A 22,224-nucleotide genomic window follows, 5' to 3' on the forward strand; every position below is an offset into this window, starting at 1 on the left:
GGGCGAAGAGGCTCCCGCACGGTTGACCGGCTGGTGCCCGACGTTGGTGGTGGTGCGGAGGGCCGCCAGCTCGAGGCGGCCGGCGAGGCGGGTCCACCGGGCGGTGCGTAAGGCACCGTGGCTGCGGTCAGGTTGACCAGGAACATGACGGCGAAGGCCAGCGCGACCAGGGCGAGCGTGACCATCGGACTGCGACGACCCATCGGTGCCCCTCACACGAAGCTGCGCCGGGCGCGGCCCGGCTGTCACTGGGAGGAGCCCCCAGCCACGCCCCCTGATACGCCAGCCCCCGATACATCAGCCCGCGATCGATCAATGAAGTCGGCGCACCGTGAGCACCTGTTCAGCCCGACCCACCGGACCCGATTCGTCGTAGAGGGTGGAGGAGGTCAGCCCGAGACCGGTGCGGCCGAACGTCACTGTGGTGTCCAGTCCCACCCAACCGCCGACCGGTGTGCGGTAGAGATGCACGCTCAGATCGGTGTTGGGGAACATCCACTCGGCCGGCGGCACCCGAGTGGCGATGCCGTTGGCCGTGTCCACCAGGCCGACGAAACGAGCCAGGTCGCTCGAGGTGACCTGCTCGACCAGCGTCTTGTCCGTTCGCAGCCAGGCCCGCACCCGGCCCGGCGCACCGCCAGGCTCGATCCGGATTTCGATCGCGGCGATGTAGCCGCCACGCCAGACATCGCTGCCACGCCACAGTGGCCAGGTGTCGGGTGCGGGCATTGGTTCAGGCAGACCGCCCGTGACCTCCGTGGTGTCCTGCCGCGACAGCCGCCAGGCCCTGGCCAGCACCACCGGGCGACCGCCGGCGATCATGGTCGCATTGAGTAGCTCGATCGTCCGGCCGGGTCTGATCACTTCGACGGTGATCTCGCTCGGGCCCGCCGGGATCAGCCCCAGGATGTCGTAGCTGAGCCGGCAGAGCTGAAGATCATCTCCATCGACATGGAGCTGGCGAACATGCTCCTCGACCGCGTGCACGATGAGGCCTGACACCGGTCCCATGTGCTGCTCGTTCGGCTGCCAGGCACCCTGGCTGTGCAGCGTCGGCTGAAACCGCATCCCGCCCAGCGGCCGGTAGAAGCTGTCGGAGTCCGGATCCAGGGTGACGTCCGCTTCCGGGGTGCCGGGGAGGGGCATGAGCACTCCTATGCAGGACGGGGATTCGTGGTCCGAGCTCGAATGCCACGCAGCTGGCGGGTGTGGGACGCGGGGGACAATTGGTTGGGAGGGCTCGCACGGACCCCTCCCATACGTGAGGATAGGCGCTATGGGTGCAGAGGTCGACGCGACACAGTTCACGCGCGAGGATCGCAAACGGCACCGGGCGAAGGTCCGCAAAGGACTTGACGTACTGGCACGGATGCTCACCGAGTCGCGGTTCGACTTCGAGCGCCCGATGGCGGGACTGGAGATCGAGCTCAACCTGGTCGACGATCGGTGCGAACCGGCCATGCGCAACGCCGAGGTGCTGGAGGCGATCGCGGACCCGCAGTTCCAGACCGAGCTGGGCCGCTTCAATATCGAGATCAACGTTCCCGCCCGACGGCTCGGTGACGGCGGCCTCACGTCGTTCGAGCAGTCCGTCCGCGACGCCCTGAACCAGGCGAGCACCCGGGCCCAGAAGGTCGGCGCCCAGCTCGCGATGGTCGGCATCCTGCCGACGCTGCGTCCCGAGCACGTCACCCTCGACAGCGTCTCGGAAAACCCGCGTTACTCGTTGCTCGATCAGCAGATCTTCGCAGCGAGAGGCGAGGACCTCGAGATCATCATCGACGGCGTCGAACGGCTGCAGATGATCTCCGACACGATCATGCCCGAGGCGGCCTGCACCTCGACCCAGGTCCATCTGCAGGTCAGCCCCGAGGAGTTCGCCGGTTACTGGAACGCGGCCCAGGCGATCGCCGGGATCCAGGTCGCGATCTGCGCAAACTCGCCGTACCTGTTCGGCAAGGAGTTGGTGGCGGAGTCACGCATCCCGCTGTTCGAGCAGAGCACCGACACCCGCAGTGATGAGCTGAAGGCCCAGGGCGTGCGGCCACGGGTGTGGTTCGGCGAGCGCTGGATCACGTCGATCTTCGACCTGTTCGAGGAGAACTCGCTGTATTTCCCGTCGCTGCTGCCGGTCAGCAGCGACGAGGACCCGGTCGCGGTGCTCGACGCCGGCGGCGTTCCGCGACTCGACGAGCTGCGGCTGCACAACGGCACTGTCTACCGCTGGAACCGGCCGGTGTACGACATCAGCGATGGCTCTCCCCATCTGCGGGTCGAGAACCGGGTGCTGCCGGCCGGTCCCACCGTGGTCGACACGATGGCGAACGCGGCCTTCTTCGCCGGTCTGGTACGGGAGCTGGCCAGCGAGGATCGCCCCATCTGGTCACAGATGTCGTTCGCCGCGGCCGCGGACAACTTCGCCATCGGTGTGCGGCACGGCATCCACTCGGAGGTCTACTGGCCCAAGGTGGGGGAGGTGAAGGCCACCGAGCTGGTGGTCCGGAAGCTGATCCCGATGGCCGCCGCCGGGTTGGCCAAGTGGGGGGTGTCCGGTGGGGAGAGCGACCGGCTGCTCGGCATCATCGAGCGGCGCTGCCTGCGTGCGGCGAACGGTGCGACATGGCAAACTGCGGAGGTAGCCAGACGGGAACAGGCCGGGGACTCCCGTTGGGAGGCACTGCGTGGCATGCTCGGCAGCTACCTGGACCTGATGCACAGCAACGAACCGGTACACACCTGGGAGGTGGAGTAATGGCTGAGGCGAGTCCTGAGAGCCGTTCGACGATCGTAGTGGGCTACTCATCGAAGGCCGAAGGGCGAGCCGCTCTCGAGCGGGCCATCGTCGAGGCGGGCCTGCGTCGTTCGAGTTTGATCGTGGTGCATACCTCGCCGACTGACGAGGTTGCGGCCTTGAAGCTCGAGCTGGAGAAGTCGGGCCTGCCGTACGAGGTGCGTGAGGCGCCCGACGCCCTGGACCCCGCGGAGGAGCTCATCAACGCCGCAGACACCTCCGGGGCCGAGTTCATCGTCATCGGGCTCCGCCGTCGTTCCCCGGTGGGAAAGCTCCTGCTGGGCAGCAACGCCCAGCGCGTGCTCCTGGACGCCCAGTGTCCGGTGCTTGCCGTCAAGGCCGAACCGAAGTAGCACCTGCCCGGCTCCCACGCCGGTCCCGAACGGCTGGCCACGGCCCAGCATCCGAAAGACTCCCGTCCGCTCGGCGCGCCCGCGTTCGGCAGATTTGGGAAGCCGTGTCAGAATACAACTGGAACACCTATTGACTTCCAAGTGGTGTTGCCTGCCCTGATCGATATCCGGTATGCCGAGAGGTTCTTTGTGACGCCCCGCTCAAACGCCCATGATCCCACGCTTTCTGTTGTTGCGGCAGCGACGAGTAAGGCCAGTCAGGTGCATGCGCCGGCTGACAAGGCCCCTGCGAAGAAGGCGGCGGCCAAGAAGGCTCCGTTGAAGGCTGTCGAGTCGCCCTCGGAGCCAGCGGCCACCAGGACCGGGGCCAAGGCGGCCAAGGCTCCGGCCAAGAAGGCGCCCGCCGCGAAGAAGGAACCCGCGGCCAAGAAGGCGCCCGCCAAGAAGGCCGCGGCGAAGAAGGCTGCCTCCGGCACCGAGGAAGTCACCGTCACAGCCGACGTGCTGGTTGAGGTCGAGGGCGAGGAGGTCGTCCTCACCGTCGGCGGCAAGAAGCGCACCCTGGATGACGTGGACGAGGCCGCCTTCGAGCCCGCCAAGGAAGCCACCCTGGAGAAGGAGCTGGTGGAGGACGAGGGCTTCAGCCTGTCCGACGCCGACGACGCCGACGAGCCCGAGCAGCAGGTGATGGCCGCCGGTGCCACGGCCGATCCGGTCAAGGACTACCTCAAGCAGATCGGCAAGGTCGCGCTGCTGAACGCCGAGCAGGAGGTCGAGCTCGCGAAGCGGATCGAGGCCGGCCTGTTCGCTGACGAGAAGATCAACGACGAGAAGTTCAAGATCAAGCCGAGCCAGGCCGAGGACTTCGACTGGATCGCGGAGGACGGCCGGCGGGCCAAGAACCACCTGCTGGAGGCCAACCTGCGACTGGTGGTCAGCCTGGCCAAGCGCTACACCGGCCGCGGCATGCTGTTCCTGGACCTGATCCAGGAGGGCAACCTCGGTCTGATCCGCGCGGTCGAGAAGTTCGACTACACCAAGGGCTACAAGTTCTCCACCTATGCCACCTGGTGGATCCGCCAGGCGATCACGCGGGCGATGGCCGACCAGGCGCGCACCATCCGGATTCCCGTACACATGGTCGAGGTCATCAACAAGCTGGCCCGGGTGCAGCGGCAGATGCTGCAGGACCTCGGTCGGGAGCCGACGCCGGAGGAGCTGGCGAAAGAGCTCGACATGACCCCGGAGAAGGTCGTCGAGGTCCAGAAGTACGGCCGCGAGCCGATCTCCCTGCACACGCCTCTCGGTGAGGACGGCGACTCCGAGTTCGGCGACCTGATCGAGGACTCCGAGGCGGTCGTTCCGGCCGACGCGGTCAGCTTCACCCTGCTGCAGGAACAGCTGCACGACGTGCTGGACACCCTCAGCGAGCGTGAGGCCGGCGTCGTCTCGATGCGCTTCGGTCTGACCGATGGCCAGCCGAAGACGCTGGACGAGATCGGCAAGGTCTATGGCGTGACCCGTGAGCGGATCCGTCAGATCGAGTCCAAGACGATGAGCAAGCTGCGCCACCCGTCCCGCAGCCAGGTCCTCCGCGACTACCTGGACTGAGTTCCATCGCCCCCAACTGTGCCGAGCACCCCGTGCCCTGAGCCTGTCGAAGGGCGAGCGCCACGTGTATGGGCTGGTACGCGCCCTGAGCCTGTCGAAGGGCGAGCGCCACATGTATGGGCTGGTACGCGCCCTGAGCCTGTCGAAGGGCGAGCGCCACATGTATGGGCTGGTACGCGCCCTGAGCCTGTCGAAGGGCTGCCTGAAGTGCCCTTCGACAGGCTCAGGGCACGTGAAGGGCGGAAGTGCCCTTCGACAGGCTCAGGGCACGTGAAGGGCGGAGGTGCCGTTCGGCAGGCTCAGGGCACGTGAAGGGCGGAGGTGCCGTTCGGCAGGCTCAGGGCACGTGAAGGGCGGAGGTGCCCTTCCAAGGTCTCAGAGCACGTCGGAGGACGACGAAGCCCTCACCGGTCTCCCGGTGAGGGCTTCGTCAGGTCTGCGGTGGTCGCCGAGGCTCAGCCGAGGCGCTCCGTCTCGTCGTGGATCTGCAACGCGACCTGCTTGAGCTTGTCGGCGTGCAGCTTGCCGTGGTGGGCGCAGAACAACAGCTCGCCACCGGCGGCGAGAGTCACCCGAACATAGGCCTGCGCGCCGCAACGGTCGCAACGATCGGCCGCATTCAAAGCAGCTCCTTCGATGACTGTGGTGCTCACGATAGGCCTCTCTTTCCTCGGAGTCCGAACCATTCATTCGTACTTCTTGTGAGTTGTGGGACGGATGCAGTGATACAGCCGTTCCTACTAGTCAACATCCAATCTGGCTCTCATTGTTCCCGATCTGCGTCTCGGATCCGTGTCTGTCGTGTAACGAATGGACCTGTCACGCATCAGTCTGGTCACGAAACGTGTGACCTTCATATCAGGTCACGTCTTGTGAGCGTACCCGGTCCCGACTGCAGAACCCGTCAGCGCATCGCAACGGCGTTGTGCGCTTGCTCCCCGGGTGCCGGCTGCCGTGGGTCGGTCCAGCGATCTGTGGGTGCCGACAAGTATCCTCGGCTGGTGCCCATGAATCAGCCCGTTGCCGAAGGCCGCGAGTACGAAGCAAGACATCTGCTGGTCCTGGAAGGGCTCGAGGCGGTCCGCAAGCGCCCCGCCATGTACATCGGCTCGACCGACACCCGGGGGTTGATGCACTGTCTGTGGGAGATCATCGACAACGCCGTGGACGAGGCCCTCGGCGGGTACGGGGATGCGATCGAGGTCATTCTCGCCGCCGACGGGTCCATCACGGTGCATGATCGTGGGCGGGGCATTCCGGTGGACGTCGAACCGCGTACCGGGCTGTCCGGTGTCGAGGTCGTCTTCACCAAGCTGCACGCCGGTGGCAAGTTCGGCGCCGGCTCCTACAACGCGACCGGCGGTCTGCACGGGGTGGGGGCCTCGGTGGTGAACGCCCTGTCCAGCCGCCTCGACGTCGAGGTGGACCGCAACTCCGCCACCTGGGGCATGTCGTTCCGGCGAGGCGTCCCGGGAACGTTCGACGGGCCTGGCCCGATCGCGAAGTTCACCCCGGGCGCCAGCCTGCAGAAGCTGCGTCGGGCCAAGAAGGGGGTGACCGGCACCCGGATCACCTACTGGCCCGACCGGCAGATCTTCCTGAAGGACGCCCAGCTGTCGCTGACCGACCTGGAGGCGCGCGCTCGACAGACCAGCTTCCTGGTCCCAGGCCTGGCTCTCAGCGTCACCGACGCGCGCGGGCCGGAGACGACCCAGGAGACGTTCAAGCACGATGGCGGCATCACCGAGTACTGCGAGTATCTGGCCACCGACGCCCCGCTGACCGATGTCATCCGGCTTCAGGGTAGGGATTCGTTCACCGAGACGGTGCCGATGCTGGACGACGCGGGACATATGGAGCCCGCCGATGTCGATCGCGAGCTCGAGGTGGATATCGCGGTCCGCTGGGGCAGCGGCTACGAGTCCCGTACCAAGAGCTACGTGAATATCATCGCCACCCCCAAGGGCGGCACGCATGTCGCCGGCTTCGAACGTGCCCTGACGCGGGCCTTCAGCAAGGCTCTGGAGGGCACCCGGCTGTTGAAGTCGGGGGAGGAGATCATCAAAGAGGACATCCTGGAGGGGATGACCTCGGTGGTCACCGTGCGGCTGGCCGAACCACAGTTCGAGGGACAGACCAAGGAGGTGCTCGGCACGCCGGCGGTGTCCCGGCTGGTGGGCAAGATCGTGGAGGCCGAGCTGACCAGCTTTCTGACGTCGACCAAGCGTGAGGCCAAGGCCCAGGCTCGGATGGTGATGGAGAAGGTCGTGTCCGCGTCGCGGACCCGGGTGGCCGCCAGGGCGCACAAGGAGGCGCAGCGGCGCAAGAACGCCCTCGAGTCCTCGACCCTGCCGGCCAAGCTCAAGGACTGCAGGTCAACCGACGTCGATCGGTGCGAGCTCTTCATCGTCGAGGGTGACTCCGCGCTCGGTACCGCGATGCGGGCCCGCAGCTCGGAGTTCCAGGCGCTGTTGCCCATCCGCGGCAAGATCCTCAACGTCCAGAAGGCGTCGGTCGGGGACATGTTGAAGAACACCGAGTGCGCCTCGATCATCCAGGTCGTCGGTGCGGGCACCGGGCGCACCTTCGACCTGGACGCGGCACGTTACGGCAAGATCATCTTCATGGCGGATGCCGACTCCGACGGAGCACACATCCGGTGCCTGCTGGCGACGTTGTTCTTCCGCTATATGCGGCCGCTGGTGGAGGCCGGCCGTGTCTACACGGCAGTGCCGCCGCTGCATCGTTTCGAGCTGATCAACCCCAAGCGTGGCATGGAGAAATACCTGTACACGTATTCCGATGCCGAATACCAGCGCAAGGTGGCGGAGCTGACCAAGCGTGGCCAGAACTTCAAGGAGCCCCAGCGCTACAAGGGGCTGGGTGAGATGGACGCCGACCAGCTGTCCGAGACGACTATGAGTCCACGCCATCGCACCTTGCGCCGGATCACCGTCGACGACGCCGAGGCCGCCGAGCAGACCTTCGACCTTCTGATGGGCAACGATGTCGGCCCCCGCAAGGGCTTCATCGTCGACGGTGCCTACCAGCTGGACGCCGCGACTATCGACGCCTAAGGCCGTCCCCGTGCCCTGAGACTGTCCCCGTGCCCTGAGCTTCCCCGTGCCCTGAGCTTCCCCGTGCCCTGAGCTTGCCCCCGTGCCCTGAGCTTGTCGAAGGGCCTTGCCGCACCCTCACGCAGTGGTCGGTGGGCCTTCGACAGGCTCAGCCCGCGTGATCGGCCCGCTAACGCACAAATGTTCAGTCAGAACGCGTGCGCGACGGGCTCAGAGCAGAGTCAGATGAGGCGGGTCAGCAGGCCGGTGTCGACGTCGTACTTGAAGCCGCCGACGGTGGCTCGGTCCCCGATGAGGGGATGGTTGCGGAGCAGGGAGACGTCGGCGAGGAGGTTCGTGTCCTGGTCGGGGGAGGCGCCGAGCCGCAGGTCGCCGATCTCCGCACCGGTGGCGTTGCGAACGGCCTCGGCGATCTCGGCGTCGGTGCCGGCAGCCATTGCACATCGGGTGTGCGGGACGATCAGGATCCGCTCCACCTTCAGCAGGTGTACGCCGAGGATGCACCCGACCAGGGCGTCCTCGGTCACCCGTCCACCGGGGGTGCGCATGATCTTGGCGTCGCCGACCTTGAGCCCGATCATGCCGAGCGGCTCGATCCGGGAGTCCATGCAGGTGACCATCGCCACGCCGGCGTGAGCCAGCCCGTCGAATCCGCTCAGCGCGAAGGTGTCGGCGAAGCGGCGGTTGGCCTGCAGCAGGTCTTCGAAAGATTCATCCACGACCCACACTGTAGGGCCCCAGCGATCGACAACTGTCAGGTGTCTGCCTTCTGAGCCAGCGACGAGGCGACAGCGGCGATCGGCTGCCCGTTCGGCGCTCCGGACCCGTCCCGTCGTCCGGTGGCCTCCGGCAGGTCGATCGGTGCGCCGCTGGCGGCGGCAGCACGGGCGGGGGCGGCCCCGGCCCAGCCGAGCAGCAGGACGTCCTCGCCCTTCAGAAAGCGGTGACAGCGCATGCCGGCGGTCGCACGGCCCTTCGCCGGGTACTCGCTGAAGGGTGTCACCTTGATGGTCCCGGCATCGGTGCCCGGCAGGGCTGCCGAGCTGCCGGCGACCGTGACCACGATCGCATCGGCTCTGGGGGCGGTGCCGAAGAAGACGACGCGTGCGTTCGGCGAGAGCTTGATTCCGGCGACCCCGCCGCCGGAGCGGCCCTGCGGCCGGACGTCGCTGACCGGGAAGTGCAGCAGCTGCGCGTCGCTGGTGATGAAGACGAGGTCGACGTCGGTCGAGGTGAGCTCCGCCGCCCCGACGAGCTGGTCGCCGGGTTCCAACCGCAGGACGTCCCAGGACTCGCGGCTCAGCGCCTCGGGGTTGACGCGCTTGACCACCCCGCGGGCCGTCCCGACGGCCAGCCCCAACGAGTCCGGGTCGAGCGTTGTCAGACAGAGCACCCGCTCGTCCGCAGCCAGACCCACGAGCTCGGAGACCTGGGCGCCGCCTTGCAGGTTGGGCGCATTCGCGGTGCCGGGCACGGTGGGCAGGTCCAGCGCGTGGCAGCGGACCAGCCTGCCCGACGAGGTGACGACGCCGAAATCGCCACGGGCGGTCGCCCGGATCATCGACGTGACAACGTCGTGGTTGGCGCGGGGGCCCTCGCCCGGCAGGGGATCGGCATGGTCGGTGCGAGCCAGCAGACCGGCAGAGGAGAGCAGCACCCAGCAGGGGTCGTCGGCGACCTCCAGCGGCGCCGTGGCAGCTGTCGCGGCCACCCCACTGGCGGCCAGCAGGATGGTCCGCCGTGGTGTGCCGTGCTTCTTGGCCATCTCGGCCAGGTCGTTGCCGACCAGAGTCCGCAACTGGTCCTCGTTGTCGATGATCTCGGTCAGCTCGGTGATCTTGGTCAGCAGGGACTCCCGCTCGGCGTCGAGCTCGATCTTGGAGAACTTCGTCAGCCGGCGCAGCTGCATGTCCAGGATGTAGGAAGCCTGGGTCTCGGTCAGGTCGAACGCCTCGATCAGCCGGGCCCGGGCCGCAGCCGCATCATCGGAGGAACGGATGATGGCGATCACATCGTCGATGTCGACGATGGCGATCAGCAGCCCCTCCACCAGATGCAGCCGTTCGAGGGCCTTCCGTCGGGCGAACTCCGTCCGGCGCAGGGTGACCTCAAGCCGGTGCTCCAGGTAGACCGTGAGCATCTCGCGCAGCGACAGCGTGCGCGGCTGCCCCTCCACCAGCGCAACGGCGTTGATCGAGTAGGAGTCCTCGAGCTTGGTCGACTTGTACAGCTGCTCGAGCAGGACGTCGGCGTTGAAACCGTTCTTGACCTCGATCACCAGCCGGGTGCCGTTGGTCAGGTCGGCGAGGTCCTTGATGTCGGCGATGCCCTGCAGCTTCTTGCTGCCCACCAGAGACTTGATCTGCTCGATCACCTTCTCCGGGCCGATGTTGTAGGGCAGCTCGGTGATGACGATGCCCTTGCGCCTCGGGGTGACCTGCTCCACCCGGGCGGTGGCCCTGATCTTGAACGAACCGCGGCCGGTGGCGTAAGCATCCTTGATGCCGTCCAGTCCGATGATCTTGCCGCCGGTCGGCAGGTCCGGGCCGGGAATGAACCGCATCAGCGCCTCGACGTCGGCATCGGGGTGTTTGAGCAGATGCCGGAGCGCCTGCACCACCTCCACCAGGTTGTGCGGCGGGCAGTTGGTCGCCATCCCGACCGCGATGCCACTGGCTCCGTTGACCAGCAGGTTGGGGAAGGCCGCCGGCAGCACGGTCGGCTCGGTGTCGCGGCCGTCATAGTTGGGCTTGAAGTCGACGGTGTCCTCGTCCAGCCCGTCGGTCATCGCCAACGCCGAGGGTGCCATCCGGCACTCGGTGTAGCGCATGGCCGCAGGCCCGTCATCGGGCGAGCCGAAGTTGCCGTGGCCGTCAATCAGCGGCAGCCGCATCGACCAGGGTTGCGCGGTCCGGACCAGCGCGTCATAGATGGCGGTGTCGCCGTGCGGGTGCAGGACACCCATCACCTGCCCGACCACCCGGGCGCACTTCACGTGACCTCGGTCCGGCCGCACGCCCATCTCGTTCATCGAGTAGAGGATCCGGCGCTGCACCGGTTTCAGCCCGTCGCGGGCATCCGGCAGCGCGCGGGCATAGATCACCGAGTAGGCGTACTCCAGGAAGCTCGTCTGCATCTCGGAGGAGACATCGATGTCGACAATCCGCTCGGTGAAGTCGTCCTCAGGCGGTGTGGTCGATGCTTTGCGTGCCATGTCCTGCCATTCGATGGGTGTCGCGTGCCTCAGTATTGTCGCTGGTCGGCCCTTCAACTCGAGCCAGGTGGTCAGGGTGTGTTGGCCGGTGCCGTTCCCGGCCTCGGCGCGAAGTCGCGGTGGTCAGAACTCGAAGTCGGAGTCCCAGAACTCGGCGCTCGACCGATGCTCCCGTGACATCTCCCCGGCGCGCAGCTCCACCCGCCGGATCTTTCCGCTGACGGTCTTGGGCAGCTCCGCGAACTCGATCCGTCTGATCCTCTTGTACGGGGCCAGTTGCTCGCGGACATAGGCCAGGATCGAGCGGGCCGTCTCGGAGTCGGGACTGAAGCCGGACGCCAGCACGATGTAGGCCTTGGGTACGGCCAGGCGCAGCGCGTCGGGTGCCGGTACGACGGCCGCCTCAGCCACTGCGGCATGTTCGATCAGCACCGATTCCAGCTCGAACGGGCTGATCCGGTAGTCGCTGGCCTTGAAGACGTCGTCGGCGCGTCCGACGTAGGTGAGATAGCCCTCGGCGTCCCGGGAGACCACATCGCCGGTGTGGTAGACATCGCCGGCGAAGGCGGCCCCATTCTTCTCGTCGTCGAACTGCTCGGCCCGCTCCTTGTAGCCGGTCATCAGTGGCAGCGGACGAGGTTCGAGCCGCAGGCACAGCTCGCCCTCGGTTTCCGACTCGGCACCGGTGGCCGGGTCCAGAAGCACCACCTGGAAGCCGGGCAGCGGGCGGCCCATCGAACCGGGCTTGATCGGCGCGCCCGGCGGATTGCCGACCTGGGCACTGGTCTCGGTCTGGCCGTACCCGTCCCGGATGGTCAGACCCCAGGCCTGCTCCACCCGGGCGATGACCTCAGGATTGAGCGGTTCGCCGGCCGACAGAACCTCTCGCAGCGAGGCCGGGACCTGGGTCAGGTCCGTCTGGACGAGCATCCGCCACACCGTCGGCGGTGCACAGAACGTGGTCACGCCGGCCCGTTCCAGCACCTGCAGCAACTCTGCCGGGTCGAACCGGTCGTAGTTGTAGACCAGCACCGTGGCCCCCGCCAGCCAGGGAGAGAAGAAGTTGCTCCAGGCATGTTTGGCCCAGCCGGGCGACGAGATGTTCAGGTGGACGTCGCCGGGTCTCAGACCCATCCAGTACATCGTTGACAGGTGGCCGATCGGGTACGACACCTGGGTGTGCTCGACCAGCTTGGGCTGTGCCGTCGTACCGGAGGTGAAGTACAGCAGCAGCGGGTCACGCGCCTTGCTGGCGCCAGGAAAGTGCGGGTCGCGGCCCAGATGGCCGGCGGAGTCGGCATAGCTGAGCCAGCCGGCGGACAGGTCGGCGTCGGTCGGTTCGCCGACGGCGGCCCGGATGCTGCCAGATCTGATCAGGGCGAACTTGGCCACGTCGGTCGCGTCGGCGATCACCATCGCCACGCCGCCGCGATCCACCCGGTCCGCCAGGTCGGCAGCCGACAACTGCGGAGTCGCCGGGATCACGACCACGCCGAGCCGAATGGCGGCCAGCATGATCTCCCACAACGGGACGACGTTGCCGAGCACCAGCAGGAGCCGGTCGCCGCGACGCAGGCCGCAACTGGACAGCCAGTGCGCGGCAGCGACCGAGCGGGATGCCAGGTCAGCAAAGCTGAGCCTCGTCTGCCTCTCGCTGTCGATCACCCAAAGCGCCGTGTCGTCCGGCCGTTCCTCGGCCAGCCCGTCGAACCAGTCGGTGGCGAAGTTGTACAGCGGAAGCTCCGGCCAGCTGAAACCCTTGACGGCCGTCTCGTAGTCCTCCCGGTGCTTGACCAGGAAGTCCCGGGCGGCGCGTACATGAGGGTTGACCGGCATAGTTCCCACTCCAGATTGTCGGGCTGGCCCGGCCGGAGCCTGCTCAATCGTCACCTGCCGGGCTGCGTGCGTTCGGAAAGCTGCAATCTGGAGTTCAGATTACTGGTTGTCGGCGATCATGGGCCGAGCCAGGCCCGTCTCGCCGAGGTGGGACTAGCTCGTGCTTCCACCCATGCGTACGTCGGGGGCACCCAACCGGGCCGAGTCGGCAGAGAGATCGTCCGGCTGGCTCTGCGACTCCCGTTCGGCGTCGACCCGCTTGTGGTAGTGCTCGACCTCACGTTCGATGTCGGCGGGTCCCCAGCCGAGGACCGGTGCGACCAGCTCTGCCACCTCCGTCGCTGCAGCGATGCCGCGGTCCCAGGTCTCGATCGAGATCCGGGTCCGGCGGGCCAGGATGTCATCCAGGTGCAGGGCACCCTCGTGCGAGGCCGCATAGACCACCTCGGCCTTCAGGTACTCGCCAGCGCCTGACAGCGGCTGTCCCAGCTCCGGGTCGGCCTCGATCATGGCGAGCAGCTCCGGCAGCAGCGAGCCGTAGCGGCCCAACAGATGCTCGATCCACGAGACCCGCAGTCCGCTCTGCTCGGCGATCCGTTCGCGCGAATTCCACATCCCGCGATAGCCGTCGGCCCCTAGCAGCGGGATGTCCTCGGTGCAGGAGTCCGGGACCCGCTGCTCCAGGCCGTGGACCGCGCTGTCGACGGCGTCCTTGGCCATGATCCGGTATGTCGTGTACTTGCCGCCCGCGATCATGGTCAGCCCGCTGACCGGGCTGGCCACGGCGTGTTCGCGGGACAGCTTGCTGGTCGAGTCGGACTCGCCGGAAAGCAGCGGCCGCAGACCGGCGTACACACCGACCACATCGTCTCGGGTCAGCGGGTCCGCCAGCAGGGTGTTCGCGTGCTCGAGCAGATAGTCGATGTCCGCCTGGCTGGCCGCCGGGTGCGCGAGGTCCAGCTCCCAGTCGGTGTCGGTGGTGCCGATGATCCAGTGGCTGCCCCACGGGATGATGAACAGCAGGCTCTTCTCGGTGCGGGTGATCAACCCACAGCTCGAGTTGATCCGGTTGCGGGGCACCACCAGATGCACGCCCTTGGAGGCGCGGACGCGGAACTGACCTCGGCCGCCGAGCATCTCCTGGATCTCATCGATCCAGACGCCGGCGGCGTTGATGGTCTGACGTGCCCGGATCTCGAACTCGCCGCCGCCCTCCAGGTCTTTCACCCGGACGCCGGCGACATGGTCGTTCTCCCGGATGAAGCCGACCACGCGGGTGCTCATGGCGCAGATCGCGCCGTAGTGGGCGGCCGTCCGACCCAGCATCATGGTGTGCCGCGCATCGTCCACCTGCCCCTCGTAGAACCGGATCCCACCGGTGAGGGCCTCCCGCTTGGCCGACGGGAACATCTCCAGCGTCTGCTTCCGGCTGAGGTGGCGCAAGTGGTGCGGAACGCCACGACCCGCACCCATCACGTCGTACACGCCGATGCCGAGGCCGGCGTAGCCGCGATCGATGAAGCGACGCTGCAGCGGGTAGATGAACGGCACCGGCCGGGCCAGGTGCGGGCAGAGCTTGTTCAGAGCCAGCGAACGCTCCTTCAACGCCTCGAAGACCAGCGAGAAGTTGAGCTGCTCGAGATAGCGGAGGCCGCCGTGGAAGAGCTTGCTCGAGCGGCTGGAGGTGCCGGCGGCGAAGTCCCGGGCATCGACGAGCCCAACCTTCAGACCGCGGGTGACCGCGTCCAGCGCGCAGCCGGCGCCGGTGACGCCGGCGCCGACGACCAGCACGTCGAGCTCCTCAGTGGCCAGCCGACGCAGTGCCTCGACACGGGCCGCTGGGCCGAGTGGGGATGTGGTGGTGTTCATCGAGACCTCCAGGACGAGCTCGCGGACCGCTGCCGCGGATGGGCGGCGGCGACAGATGTGCAGTGGCTGTGGGCTGACGCGGTGGTCACGACACGTCCACCCAGTCCAGCGTGCGCGCGACCGCCTTCTTCCACTGGGCGTAGCCCTGCTCCCGGTCCGCCTCCGTCGTCTGCGGCCGCCAACGTCGCTCCTCATGCCAGTTCTGCCGCAGCTCGTCGGGGTCACGCCAGAACCCGACGGCCAGCCCGGCAGCGTAGGCCGCACCCAGTGCGGTCGTCTCGGCCACCACCGGTTTGCTGACCTCCACACCGAGGATGTCGGCCTGGATCTGCATGCACAACGCGTTGGCGGTCACCCCGCCGTCGACCTTGAGGACCTCGAGGTGCACGCCCGAGTCCTTCTCCATCGCCTCCACGACGTCGCGGGACTGGTAACAGATCGCCTCGAGCGTGGCCCGCGCGATGTGGGCATTGGTGTTGAACCGCGACAGTCCGACGATCGCGCCGCGGGCATCGGAGCGCCAGTAGGGAGCGAACAGACCGGAGAAGGCCGGCACGAAGTAGACACCGCCACTGTCCGGCACCGATCGGGCGAGCGCCTCGCTCTCCGCTGCGCCACCGATGATCTTGAGCTGGTCACGCAGCCACTGGATGGCCGAGCCGGTGACGGCGATCGATCCCTCCAGGGCGTACACCGGGGGAGCGCTGCCGAACTGGTAGCAGACCGTGCTCAGCAGTCCGTTGTTCGACCGGACCAGCTCGGTGCCGGTGTTCAGCAGCAGGAAGTTGCCGGTGCCGTAGGTGTTCTTGGCCTCGCCGGGGGCGAAGCAGACCTGCCCCACCATCGCGGCGTGCTGGTCACCGAGATCACCTGAGATCGGCACGGCGCCGTCGAACGGTCCCGCCTCCAGCGTCTGTCCGTAGAGGTTCGGGTCCGAGGACGGCCGGATCTCCGGCAGCATGCTGCGCGGGATGTCGAACAGCGCCAGCAACCGGTCGTCCCAGTCGAGCGTCTCCAAGTTCATCAACATGGTCCGGCTGGCGTTGGTGACGTCGGTGATGTGCACGCCGCCGCGATGGCCGCCGGTCAGGTTCCACAGCAGCCAGGTGTCGGTGTTGCCGAACAGTGCCTCACCCGACTCCGCATCGGCCCGTGCGCCAGGAACGTTCTGCAGGATCCACTGGATCTTCCCGGCCGAGAAGTACGTCGCCGGTGGGATCCCGGCCAGCTGCCTGATCAGGTCACCGCTGCCGTCCCGCTCCAGTGCGGCGGCGGTCTTGTCGGTGCGGGTGTCCTGCCAGACGATGGCGTTGTAGTACGGCCGGCCGGTGCGGCGGTTCCACACCACGGTCGTCTCACGCTGGTTGGTGATGCCCAGCGCGGCCAGGTCCGAGGCGGCGATGCCCTTGGCGTTGATCGCGGTCTGGACGACGGCGCTGGTCCGCTCCCAGATCTCCACCGGATTGTGCTCAACCCAACCCGCCTGCGGCATGATCTGCTGGTGCTCGAGCTGGTGCTTGCCGACCTCCTTGCCGGACGCGTCGAACAGCATGCAGCGGGTGCTTGTGGTGCCCTGGTCGATCGCCGCAACGAAATCAGCCATCTGAGGTGTCCCTTCGGAGGTGACCTGACAATAGCCAGTCCTGGTCCTTGGACCATCACCCCTAACCCAACCACACCGTCGAAGCCCATGCGCCGACGCCTGCAGCGAGCCCCGGGACTGACTCAGTAGGCTTGGGCTTGTGCGTCCCGCTCCGACCGAGAACCCACCCGGTTACCCGACCGAATGGGAAGCGGATGTGGTCCTGGCCGACGGCGGGACCGCGAGGTTGCGACCCATCAAACCCAGCGACGCCGACATGCTGGTCGACTTCTACGACAACCGTGTCTCCGCCGAGTCGAAGTATCTGCGCTTCTTCGCGCCCTATCCGCGGCTCAGCCAGCGCGACGTGGAGAGGTTCACCAACGTCGACTACGTCGACCGGGTCGCCTTCATCCTGACGGTCGGTGAACGGATGATCGGTGTCGGCCGGTTCGACCGCACCGAGAACGACGAGGCTGAGGTTGCCTTCCTGGTCGAGGACGCCCATCAGGGCAGGGGGGTGGCGCAGCTGCTGCTCGAGCACCTCGCCGAAGCGGCCAGGGAGCGGGGGATCACGGCGTTCGTCGCCGACGTGCTGCCGGAGAACCGGCGGATGGCGCAGGTGTTCGCCGACGCCGGTTACCGCCTGCACAAGGGGATCGAAGACGGGGTGCTGTCCGTGGAGTTCCCGATCCTGCCCACCGACACGTCGGTCGGGGTGATGGAACGACGCGAACACCGGGCGGAGGGTGCATCGATGCAGCGGCTGCTGACCCCTGAGCGGGTGGTCGTGGTCGGTGCCGGCGCCGAGGCGCAGGTGCTGGTGAACTCGATGCTCAGCGGCGGCTTCCGCGGCGAGGTGATCGCGGTCAGCACCGACGACACCCCCGTTTCGGGTGTCCGCACCGCGAGCTCGATCGCCACCGTCGAGGGTCGGATCGACCTTGCCGTGGTCTCGATCCCGATCAGCGAGCTGGGCGGGGTGGTGATCGACGCGGCGCACAAGGGCGCGCACGGGATGGTGGTGCTGACCAGCGGTGACCCGGCCGACCGCTCCAACCTGACGGTTGTCAGCCTGGCTCGCGCGTACGGGGTCCGGGCGCTGGGGCCGGACGCGCTGGGTCTGATCAACACCAACCCCCAGGTCGGGCTGAACGCCAGCCCGGGACCGATGCCGAGAACCGGCGGCGTCGGCATCTTCTGCCAGTCGGCCGCCGCCGGTGTCGGCTTCCTGCGCAGCGCCGTCCGGGCCCATCTCGGTCTGTCGTCGTTCATCAGCAGCGGCGACATCGCCGACGTGACCGGCAACGACGTGATGCAGTTCTGGGAGGACGACGAGGAGACCCGGGTCTGCCTGCTGTCGCTGGACTCCCTCGGCAACCCGCGCAAGTTCTCCCGGATCGCGCGCCGACTGGCCCGCCGCAAGCCGGTCGTGGTGCTGGCCCCGGGCCGGGCTCGCCGATCCTCGCATGCGGGTGACCGGGGAGGGTTGTCCCTGGCCCCGGACGCGGCGGTCGACGCCCTGTTCCGCCAGGCCGGCGTGATCGTCGTCCACCACCGTGGGGCCATGATGGACATCGGCAAGCTGGCGGCGCGTCAGCCGCTGCCCCACGGTTTGCGCGTGCGACTGATCACCAACTCAGCCTCGATGGCCCGGCAGATGGCGCAGACCGTGACCTCGGTCGGGCTGCTGCTCTCCGGTGAGCCGATGGTCTTTCCCGCGAACGCCTCGGAAGTGCAGCTGGCGGACGCGGCGCGGGCGGCGCTGGCCGACGACAGCTGTGACTCGGTGGTCTGCACCGTGGTGAGCGTCTATGACGATGGCACCCGCGCGACGCAGTGGAAGCTGAGTGAGGTGGCCACCGAGTCGCACAAGCCGCTGCTCGGTGTGTTCCTGGACTTCGCCGACGTGGAGGAGGACCACGAGGGAACCGACCTGCCCAACACGCTGCCGACGTACACCTCACCGGCCGACGCCATCCAGGCGCTGGCGGCCGTCACCGCGTACGCGCACTGGCGGGAACGCGACCCAGGGGCGGTGCCGCTGCTGGACGTCGACGAGCTGGCGGCCAAGCGGGTGGTGAACCGGGTGCTGTCCGCCGAGCCGCGGGGCCGCGAGCTCACCGACGAGGAGACCGCCGAGTTGCTCGGCGCCTACGGTGTCCAGGTGGTGCCGAAGTATCGGGTCGACTCGCTCGCCGAGGCCATCAGCAAGGCCGAGGAGCTCGGCTGGAACGTGGTCCTGAAGGCGACGGCCCAGGCGGTCCGGGGGAGGCCGGACCTGGCCAGCGTCTATCGCAACCTCGACAACGCCGCGGAGATGTCGCAGGCGTGGGTCGACCTCGGCGAGCTGGTCCGCGAGCTCGGGCTGGCGGGCAAAGATGGCGACCTGAGTGTCGCCGTGCCGGTGGTGCAACCCATGGTGATGCCTGGGGTGGCACTGGTGCTCACCAGCCGGGAGGACGCGGCCTTCGGCCCCATCGTCTCCCTCGGACTGGACGGCATCGCGAGCGAGCTGCTGGGCGACGTCGTCTACCGGGTGCCGCCGCTGACCACGGTCGACGCCGCGGCGATGGTGCGCGACCTGCGTGCTGCGCCGACGCTGTTCGGGCGGCACGGCAGTCCGCGGGTGAACATCTCGGCGGTCGAGGATCTGCTGCACCGGGTGGCTCAGCTCTCCGACGACCTGCCGCAGCTGTCAACGGCGACGCTGAACCCCTGCATCGCCTCTACAACCACTCTGTCGGTGCTCGGTGCACGGATCTTCATCGCCCCCACCGACGACCAGCGTGACCCGATGGCGCGCTCGCTGGGCTGAGCCAACCCGCCTCGGTTGCGCCCGAACCGGCGGCCAGGTGCGGCCCGTGGCAGGATGACTCCCATGAGGGTGCACTCGACCAAGGCGGATCTGCGCGCCGAGATCGCCGCCTGCGGCTACTTCCCGGAGCTGGTCGAAGACGCGATCTCGCTCGCCGTCGCCGACGAGGAGCTGCTGGACTTCGTCGTGCACCACGAACCGACGTTCAACCGGGACGAGATCCACCGGCACATCACCGTACTGGCGCTGACACCCACCCGCCTGGTGGTGGGACACACTGACGACCATCCGGCCGACCCGAACATCCCCGGCAACTACGCGTCCAGCTCGACCGAGTCGGTCGCGCTGCGGCAGGTGAACACTGTCGTCGTGACCCGGGTGGTCACCAAACCGGAGGACTTCCACGCCGGTTCACCGGACATCCACGAGACCTGGCTCTCGGTGGGCTGGGGAGCGATGCGTCGACTCGACCTCGAGCCGGCCAGCTGCTCGGACCCGCAGTGCGAGGCCGACCATGGCTTCACCGGCGCGTTGGTCGGCGACGACCTGACGGTCAGGATGTCGGCAGCTGCGGAGGGTCCTGACCGGGTGGCCCGGCTGGTGAGCTTCGCCACGGCGTTGCAGCGGGCGGCCGCCTTGTGACGGCACGGACCGCCCTGCCGCCGATGGTGAAGCCGGTCTACCAGCACTCCACCCTCAGTGACCTGGTGCCCAGCATCGGTGCGCACCTGGGCATCGCCGGCTACCGTGAGGACCTGCTCGGTCTGCCCGGCTCCGACCGCTACGTCGTGGTGCTGATCGACGGTCTCGGCTGGCACCTGATCCGTCGTGCCGCCCAGGCGGCGCCCTATCTGGCGGGGCTGCTCGGCGACGGTCGCGCGATCACCTCGGCCGTGCCCAGCACCACCGTCACCAGCCTCACCTGCCTCGGCACCGGCCTAGCCCCCGGTCAACACGGGATGGTGGGCTACACCTCCCGGGTGCCGGAGACCGGTGAGATCCTCAACGCGCTGACCTGGGAGTCCGAGCTCGTCGCCAAGGACTACCAGAGTCGGCCGACGGCGTTCGAGCGGATCAGCACGGCCGGGGTCGCCATGAGCTCGGTGGCGCTGCACCGGTTCGAATGCAGCGGGCTCACCCAGGCGGCCCTGCGCGGGGCGGACTTCGTCGGTTTCGAGCACGAGAAGGCCGAGGACACGCGGATCGAGCTGACCGTCGAGGCGGCGATGAGGGGCAGCCGGAGCCTGGTCTACGCGTACGAGCGGGAGCTTGATCATTCCGGTCATGTCGACGGTTGCGATTCGCAGGTGTGGTTGCGCCATCTGGCCCGGATCGACGCCATGTGTGAGCGGCTGCGAGAGAGCCTGCCGGACGAGGTGACCATGATCATCACCGGTGACCACGGCATGATCGACATCCCCAGCGGCAACCGGCTGATCGTCGAGGACGAGCCGGGGCTGTTGGCAGGAGTGTCCGCACTGGCCGGTGAGGGTCGCTTCCGCCAGCTCTATGTCGATCATGAGAACCCCGAGCGGGTCGCGGACCGGTGGCGCGATCGGCTCGGTGAGCTGGCCTGGGTCAGGACCCGCGACGAGGCGTTCGACGAGGGCTGGTTCGGCCAGGTCGACGCCTCGATCGTCGACCGCTACGGGCATGTGATGGTGGCCATGCGCGACGACCATGCGGTGATGACCCGTCAGTTCCCCAGGGAACTGTCACTGGTGGGAATGCACGGGTCGCTCACCCCCGCCGAGATGATGGTCCCCCTCTTCACCGACTGAGTCCCGCACGCGTGAGCTCAGCCCGCCAGCGCCAGGCCGAGCCGGCGCGTCCCCTCGGCGATGGTCTCCGGGTCGTAGGTGGTGAAGGAGAGCCGCATGGTGTTGGCCCTCGGGGCACTGGCGAAGAAGGATGCGCCAGGAACGAAGGCCACCTGGTGCGCGATGGCCGTTGGCAGCAGTACGGCCGCGTCCCACCCTTCGGGGAGTTCCGCCCAGACGAACATTCCGCCGTCCGGGTTGGTCCAGCGGCTGCCCGGGGGCAGCGCCGACTCCAGTCCTGCGAGCAGGGCGTCCCGGCGACGACCGTACTCGCAGCGGGCCCGGGCCAGGCTTGCGGACAGCCGACCGGTGGCCAGATAGTGCGCTGCGGCTGCCTGGTCGAGGGTGGAGGTGTGCAGGTCCGCCGACTGCTTGGCCACCACCAGTCCGGGTTTGATCGTCGGGTCGCAGCGGACGAAACCGAGCCGGAGCCCTGGGGCCAGGATCTTGGAGAAGCTGCCGGTGCTCACCACGTGGTCGCTGTCGCAGAAGGCGGCCATCGGTGCCAGCGACTCACCCGAGTAGCGCAGCTCGTGGTACGGGTCGTCGGCGATCACCCGGAAGCCGACCTGTTGGGCGATCTCGGCGATCCGACCGCGCTGGTGGGCATCCAGGGTGCGGCCGGTCGGGTTGTGGAAGGTCGGCACGGTGTAGAAGAGGCGAGCGGAGTGGCGCCTCGCCAGCTCAGCCAGCGCGTCGAGGTCGACACCGTCGCCGTTGGACGGCACCTCGATGAGCCGGGCGCCGGCCAGTGTCAGGGCCTGCAAGGCGGCCAGATAGCTGGGTCGTTCGACCAGGACGGCATCGCCGGGGTCGACCAGCGTTGCCGCCAGGAGTGACAACCCCTGCTGTGAACCAGTGGTGATCACGATGTTCTCGGCCCTGGTGGGCAGACCCAGGGCGGTGTAGCGGTCGGCAACGATCGCCCGCAGGGTCGCGTTCCCTTCGGTGGGTGAGTACTGCAGAGCCGCGCGGGCGCCCGTGCTCAGCACGGTGGCGAAGGACTCGGCGGTTCCCTCGACGTCGAACAGCTCCGGGGCGGGCAGCCCGCCGGCGAAGGAGATGATGCCGGGCCGTTCGGTGAGCGCGAGCAGGTCACGGACGATCGATGACGTGACTCCGGCCAGTCGGGTGGCGAGTGCTGGCGGATCGGTCGGCCGATTGGGCACGGGGAGCTCCTCGGTACGGGTCCGTTCAGGATCCCAGCCGGGAGGGCTGGCTCGGGGGCCGGTCCGGATGCTGGCAGGATTCAC

General features: G+C 67.9%; 15 protein-coding genes. 7 read left to right on the forward strand and 8 right to left on the reverse strand.

The window, feature by feature from the left end; all coding sequences use genetic code 11:
- Positions 1–312: 312 nt before the first annotated feature.
- Positions 313–1,146, reverse strand: coding sequence for a thioesterase family protein (locus JOE57_RS17900; RefSeq protein WP_204919998.1), 834 nt, complete (start codon positions 1,144–1,146; stop codon positions 313–315).
- Positions 1,147–1,276: 130 nt separating this feature from the next.
- Here JOE57_RS17900 and JOE57_RS17905 point away from each other — a divergent pair, with 130 nt between their 5' ends.
- The 3 genes from JOE57_RS17905 to JOE57_RS17915 all read left to right on the forward strand — a co-directional run bounded on the left by JOE57_RS17905 (position 1,277) and on the right by JOE57_RS17915 (position 4,755).
- Positions 1,277–2,752 (forward strand): glutamate-cysteine ligase family protein, encoded by a 1,476-nt coding sequence (locus JOE57_RS17905; RefSeq protein WP_204919999.1) that lies wholly within the window; start codon positions 1,277–1,279, stop codon positions 2,750–2,752.
- The gene (locus JOE57_RS17910) at positions 2,752–3,144 is read left to right on the forward strand and encodes a universal stress protein (RefSeq protein WP_204920000.1); all 393 of its coding nucleotides are present in this window, start codon (positions 2,752–2,754) and stop codon (positions 3,142–3,144) included. The genes JOE57_RS17905 and JOE57_RS17910 overlap by 1 nt, the downstream gene beginning before the upstream one ends.
- A 189-nt stretch (positions 3,145–3,333) precedes the next feature.
- Positions 3,334–4,755 (forward strand): RNA polymerase sigma factor, encoded by a 1,422-nt coding sequence (locus tag JOE57_RS17915; protein WP_204920001.1) that lies wholly within the window; start codon positions 3,334–3,336, stop codon positions 4,753–4,755.
- 455 nt (positions 4,756–5,210) lie between these two features.
- On the opposite strand, the gene JOE57_RS17920 is transcribed toward JOE57_RS17915, so the two are convergent.
- Positions 5,211–5,441 carry a DUF7455 domain-containing protein gene (locus JOE57_RS17920; RefSeq protein ID WP_204920002.1) on the reverse strand — a complete coding sequence of 77 codons (231 nt, stop codon included), beginning with the start codon at positions 5,439–5,441 and terminating at the stop codon, positions 5,211–5,213.
- Between the two features lie 321 nt (positions 5,442–5,762).
- On the opposite strand from JOE57_RS17920, the gene JOE57_RS17925 reads away from it, so the two are divergent.
- The gene (locus JOE57_RS17925) at positions 5,763–7,832 is read left to right on the forward strand and encodes a DNA gyrase/topoisomerase IV subunit B (RefSeq protein ID WP_204920570.1); all 2,070 of its coding nucleotides are present in this window, start codon (positions 5,763–5,765) and stop codon (positions 7,830–7,832) included.
- A gap of 221 nt (positions 7,833–8,053) precedes the next feature.
- On the opposite strand, the gene JOE57_RS17930 is transcribed toward JOE57_RS17925, so the two are convergent.
- The 5 genes from JOE57_RS17930 to glpK form a co-directional block, all read right to left on the reverse strand.
- Positions 8,054–8,551, reverse strand: a complete 498-nt coding sequence (locus JOE57_RS17930; protein WP_338041377.1) for a beta-class carbonic anhydrase — start codon at positions 8,549–8,551, stop codon at positions 8,054–8,056.
- 35 nt (positions 8,552–8,586) lie between these two features.
- A complete protein-coding gene (locus JOE57_RS17935; protein WP_204920004.1) occupies positions 8,587–11,046 on the reverse strand; it encodes a DNA gyrase/topoisomerase IV subunit A in 2,460 nt (819 codons plus the stop codon).
- Positions 11,047–11,169: 123 nt separating this feature from the next.
- A complete protein-coding gene (locus JOE57_RS17940) occupies positions 11,170–12,882 on the reverse strand; it encodes an AMP-binding protein (protein WP_204920005.1) in 1,713 nt (570 codons plus the stop codon).
- A gap of 153 nt (positions 12,883–13,035) precedes the next feature.
- Positions 13,036–14,751: a glycerol-3-phosphate dehydrogenase/oxidase gene (locus JOE57_RS17945; RefSeq protein ID WP_204920006.1), complete on the reverse strand. Its 1,716-nt coding sequence runs from the start codon at positions 14,749–14,751 to the stop codon at positions 13,036–13,038.
- A gap of 85 nt (positions 14,752–14,836) precedes the next feature.
- The gene (glpK, locus tag JOE57_RS17950; RefSeq protein WP_204920007.1) at positions 14,837–16,354 is read right to left on the reverse strand and encodes a glycerol kinase GlpK; all 1,518 of its coding nucleotides are present in this window, start codon (positions 16,352–16,354) and stop codon (positions 14,837–14,839) included.
- A 139-nt stretch (positions 16,355–16,493) separates the two neighbouring features.
- On the opposite strand from glpK, the gene JOE57_RS17955 reads away from it, so the two are divergent.
- From JOE57_RS17955 to JOE57_RS17965, 3 genes are all read left to right on the forward strand, one after another.
- Entirely contained in the window at positions 16,494–19,151 is a 2,658-nt protein-coding gene (locus JOE57_RS17955) for a GNAT family N-acetyltransferase (RefSeq protein WP_338041378.1), read from the forward strand.
- Positions 19,152–19,214: 63 nt separating this feature from the next.
- Complete coding sequence (locus JOE57_RS17960) at positions 19,215–19,793, forward strand: DUF5998 family protein (RefSeq protein WP_204920009.1); 579 nt, start codon at positions 19,215–19,217, stop codon at positions 19,791–19,793.
- A complete protein-coding gene (locus JOE57_RS17965; protein ID WP_338041379.1) occupies positions 19,790–20,932 on the forward strand; it encodes an alkaline phosphatase family protein in 1,143 nt (380 codons plus the stop codon). Before JOE57_RS17960 ends, JOE57_RS17965 begins: the two co-directional genes overlap by 4 nt.
- A gap of 17 nt (positions 20,933–20,949) precedes the next feature.
- On the opposite strand, the gene JOE57_RS17970 is transcribed toward JOE57_RS17965, so the two are convergent.
- Positions 20,950–22,140, reverse strand: a complete 1,191-nt coding sequence (locus JOE57_RS17970) for an aminotransferase class I/II-fold pyridoxal phosphate-dependent enzyme (protein WP_204920010.1) — start codon at positions 22,138–22,140, stop codon at positions 20,950–20,952.
- Positions 22,141–22,224: the final 84 nt, after the last annotated feature.

Origin of the sequence: Microlunatus panaciterrae (assembly GCF_016907535.1) — a bacterium.
GTDB classification, from domain to species: Bacteria; Actinomycetota; Actinomycetes; order Propionibacteriales; family Propionibacteriaceae; genus Microlunatus; species Microlunatus panaciterrae.

What these genes read in the sequence shown, in the direction of transcription:
- JOE57_RS17900 (WP_204919998.1), bottom strand. Translation starts at nt 1,146, where the DNA reads ATGCCCCTCCCCGGCACCCCGGAAGCGGACGTCACCCTGGATCCGGAC.
- JOE57_RS17905 (WP_204919999.1), top strand. Translation starts at nt 1,277, where the DNA reads ATGGGTGCAGAGGTCGACGCGACACAGTTCACGCGCGAGGATCGCAAA.
- JOE57_RS17910 (WP_204920000.1), top strand. Translation starts at nt 2,752, where the DNA reads ATGGCTGAGGCGAGTCCTGAGAGCCGTTCGACGATCGTAGTGGGCTAC.
- JOE57_RS17920 (WP_204920002.1), bottom strand. Translation starts at nt 5,441, where the DNA reads ATGGTTCGGACTCCGAGGAAAGAGAGGCCTATCGTGAGCACCACAGTC.
- JOE57_RS17925 (WP_204920570.1), top strand. Translation starts at nt 5,763, where the DNA reads ATGAATCAGCCCGTTGCCGAAGGCCGCGAGTACGAAGCAAGACATCTG.
- JOE57_RS17935 (WP_204920004.1), bottom strand. Translation starts at nt 11,046, where the DNA reads ATGGCACGCAAAGCATCGACCACACCGCCTGAGGACGACTTCACCGAG.
- JOE57_RS17940 (WP_204920005.1), bottom strand. Translation starts at nt 12,882, where the DNA reads ATGCCGGTCAACCCTCATGTACGCGCCGCCCGGGACTTCCTGGTCAAG.
- JOE57_RS17945 (WP_204920006.1), bottom strand. Translation starts at nt 14,751, where the DNA reads ATGAACACCACCACATCCCCACTCGGCCCAGCGGCCCGTGTCGAGGCA.
- glpK (WP_204920007.1), bottom strand. Translation starts at nt 16,354, where the DNA reads ATGGCTGATTTCGTTGCGGCGATCGACCAGGGCACCACAAGCACCCGC.
- JOE57_RS17960 (WP_204920009.1), top strand. Translation starts at nt 19,215, where the DNA reads ATGAGGGTGCACTCGACCAAGGCGGATCTGCGCGCCGAGATCGCCGCC.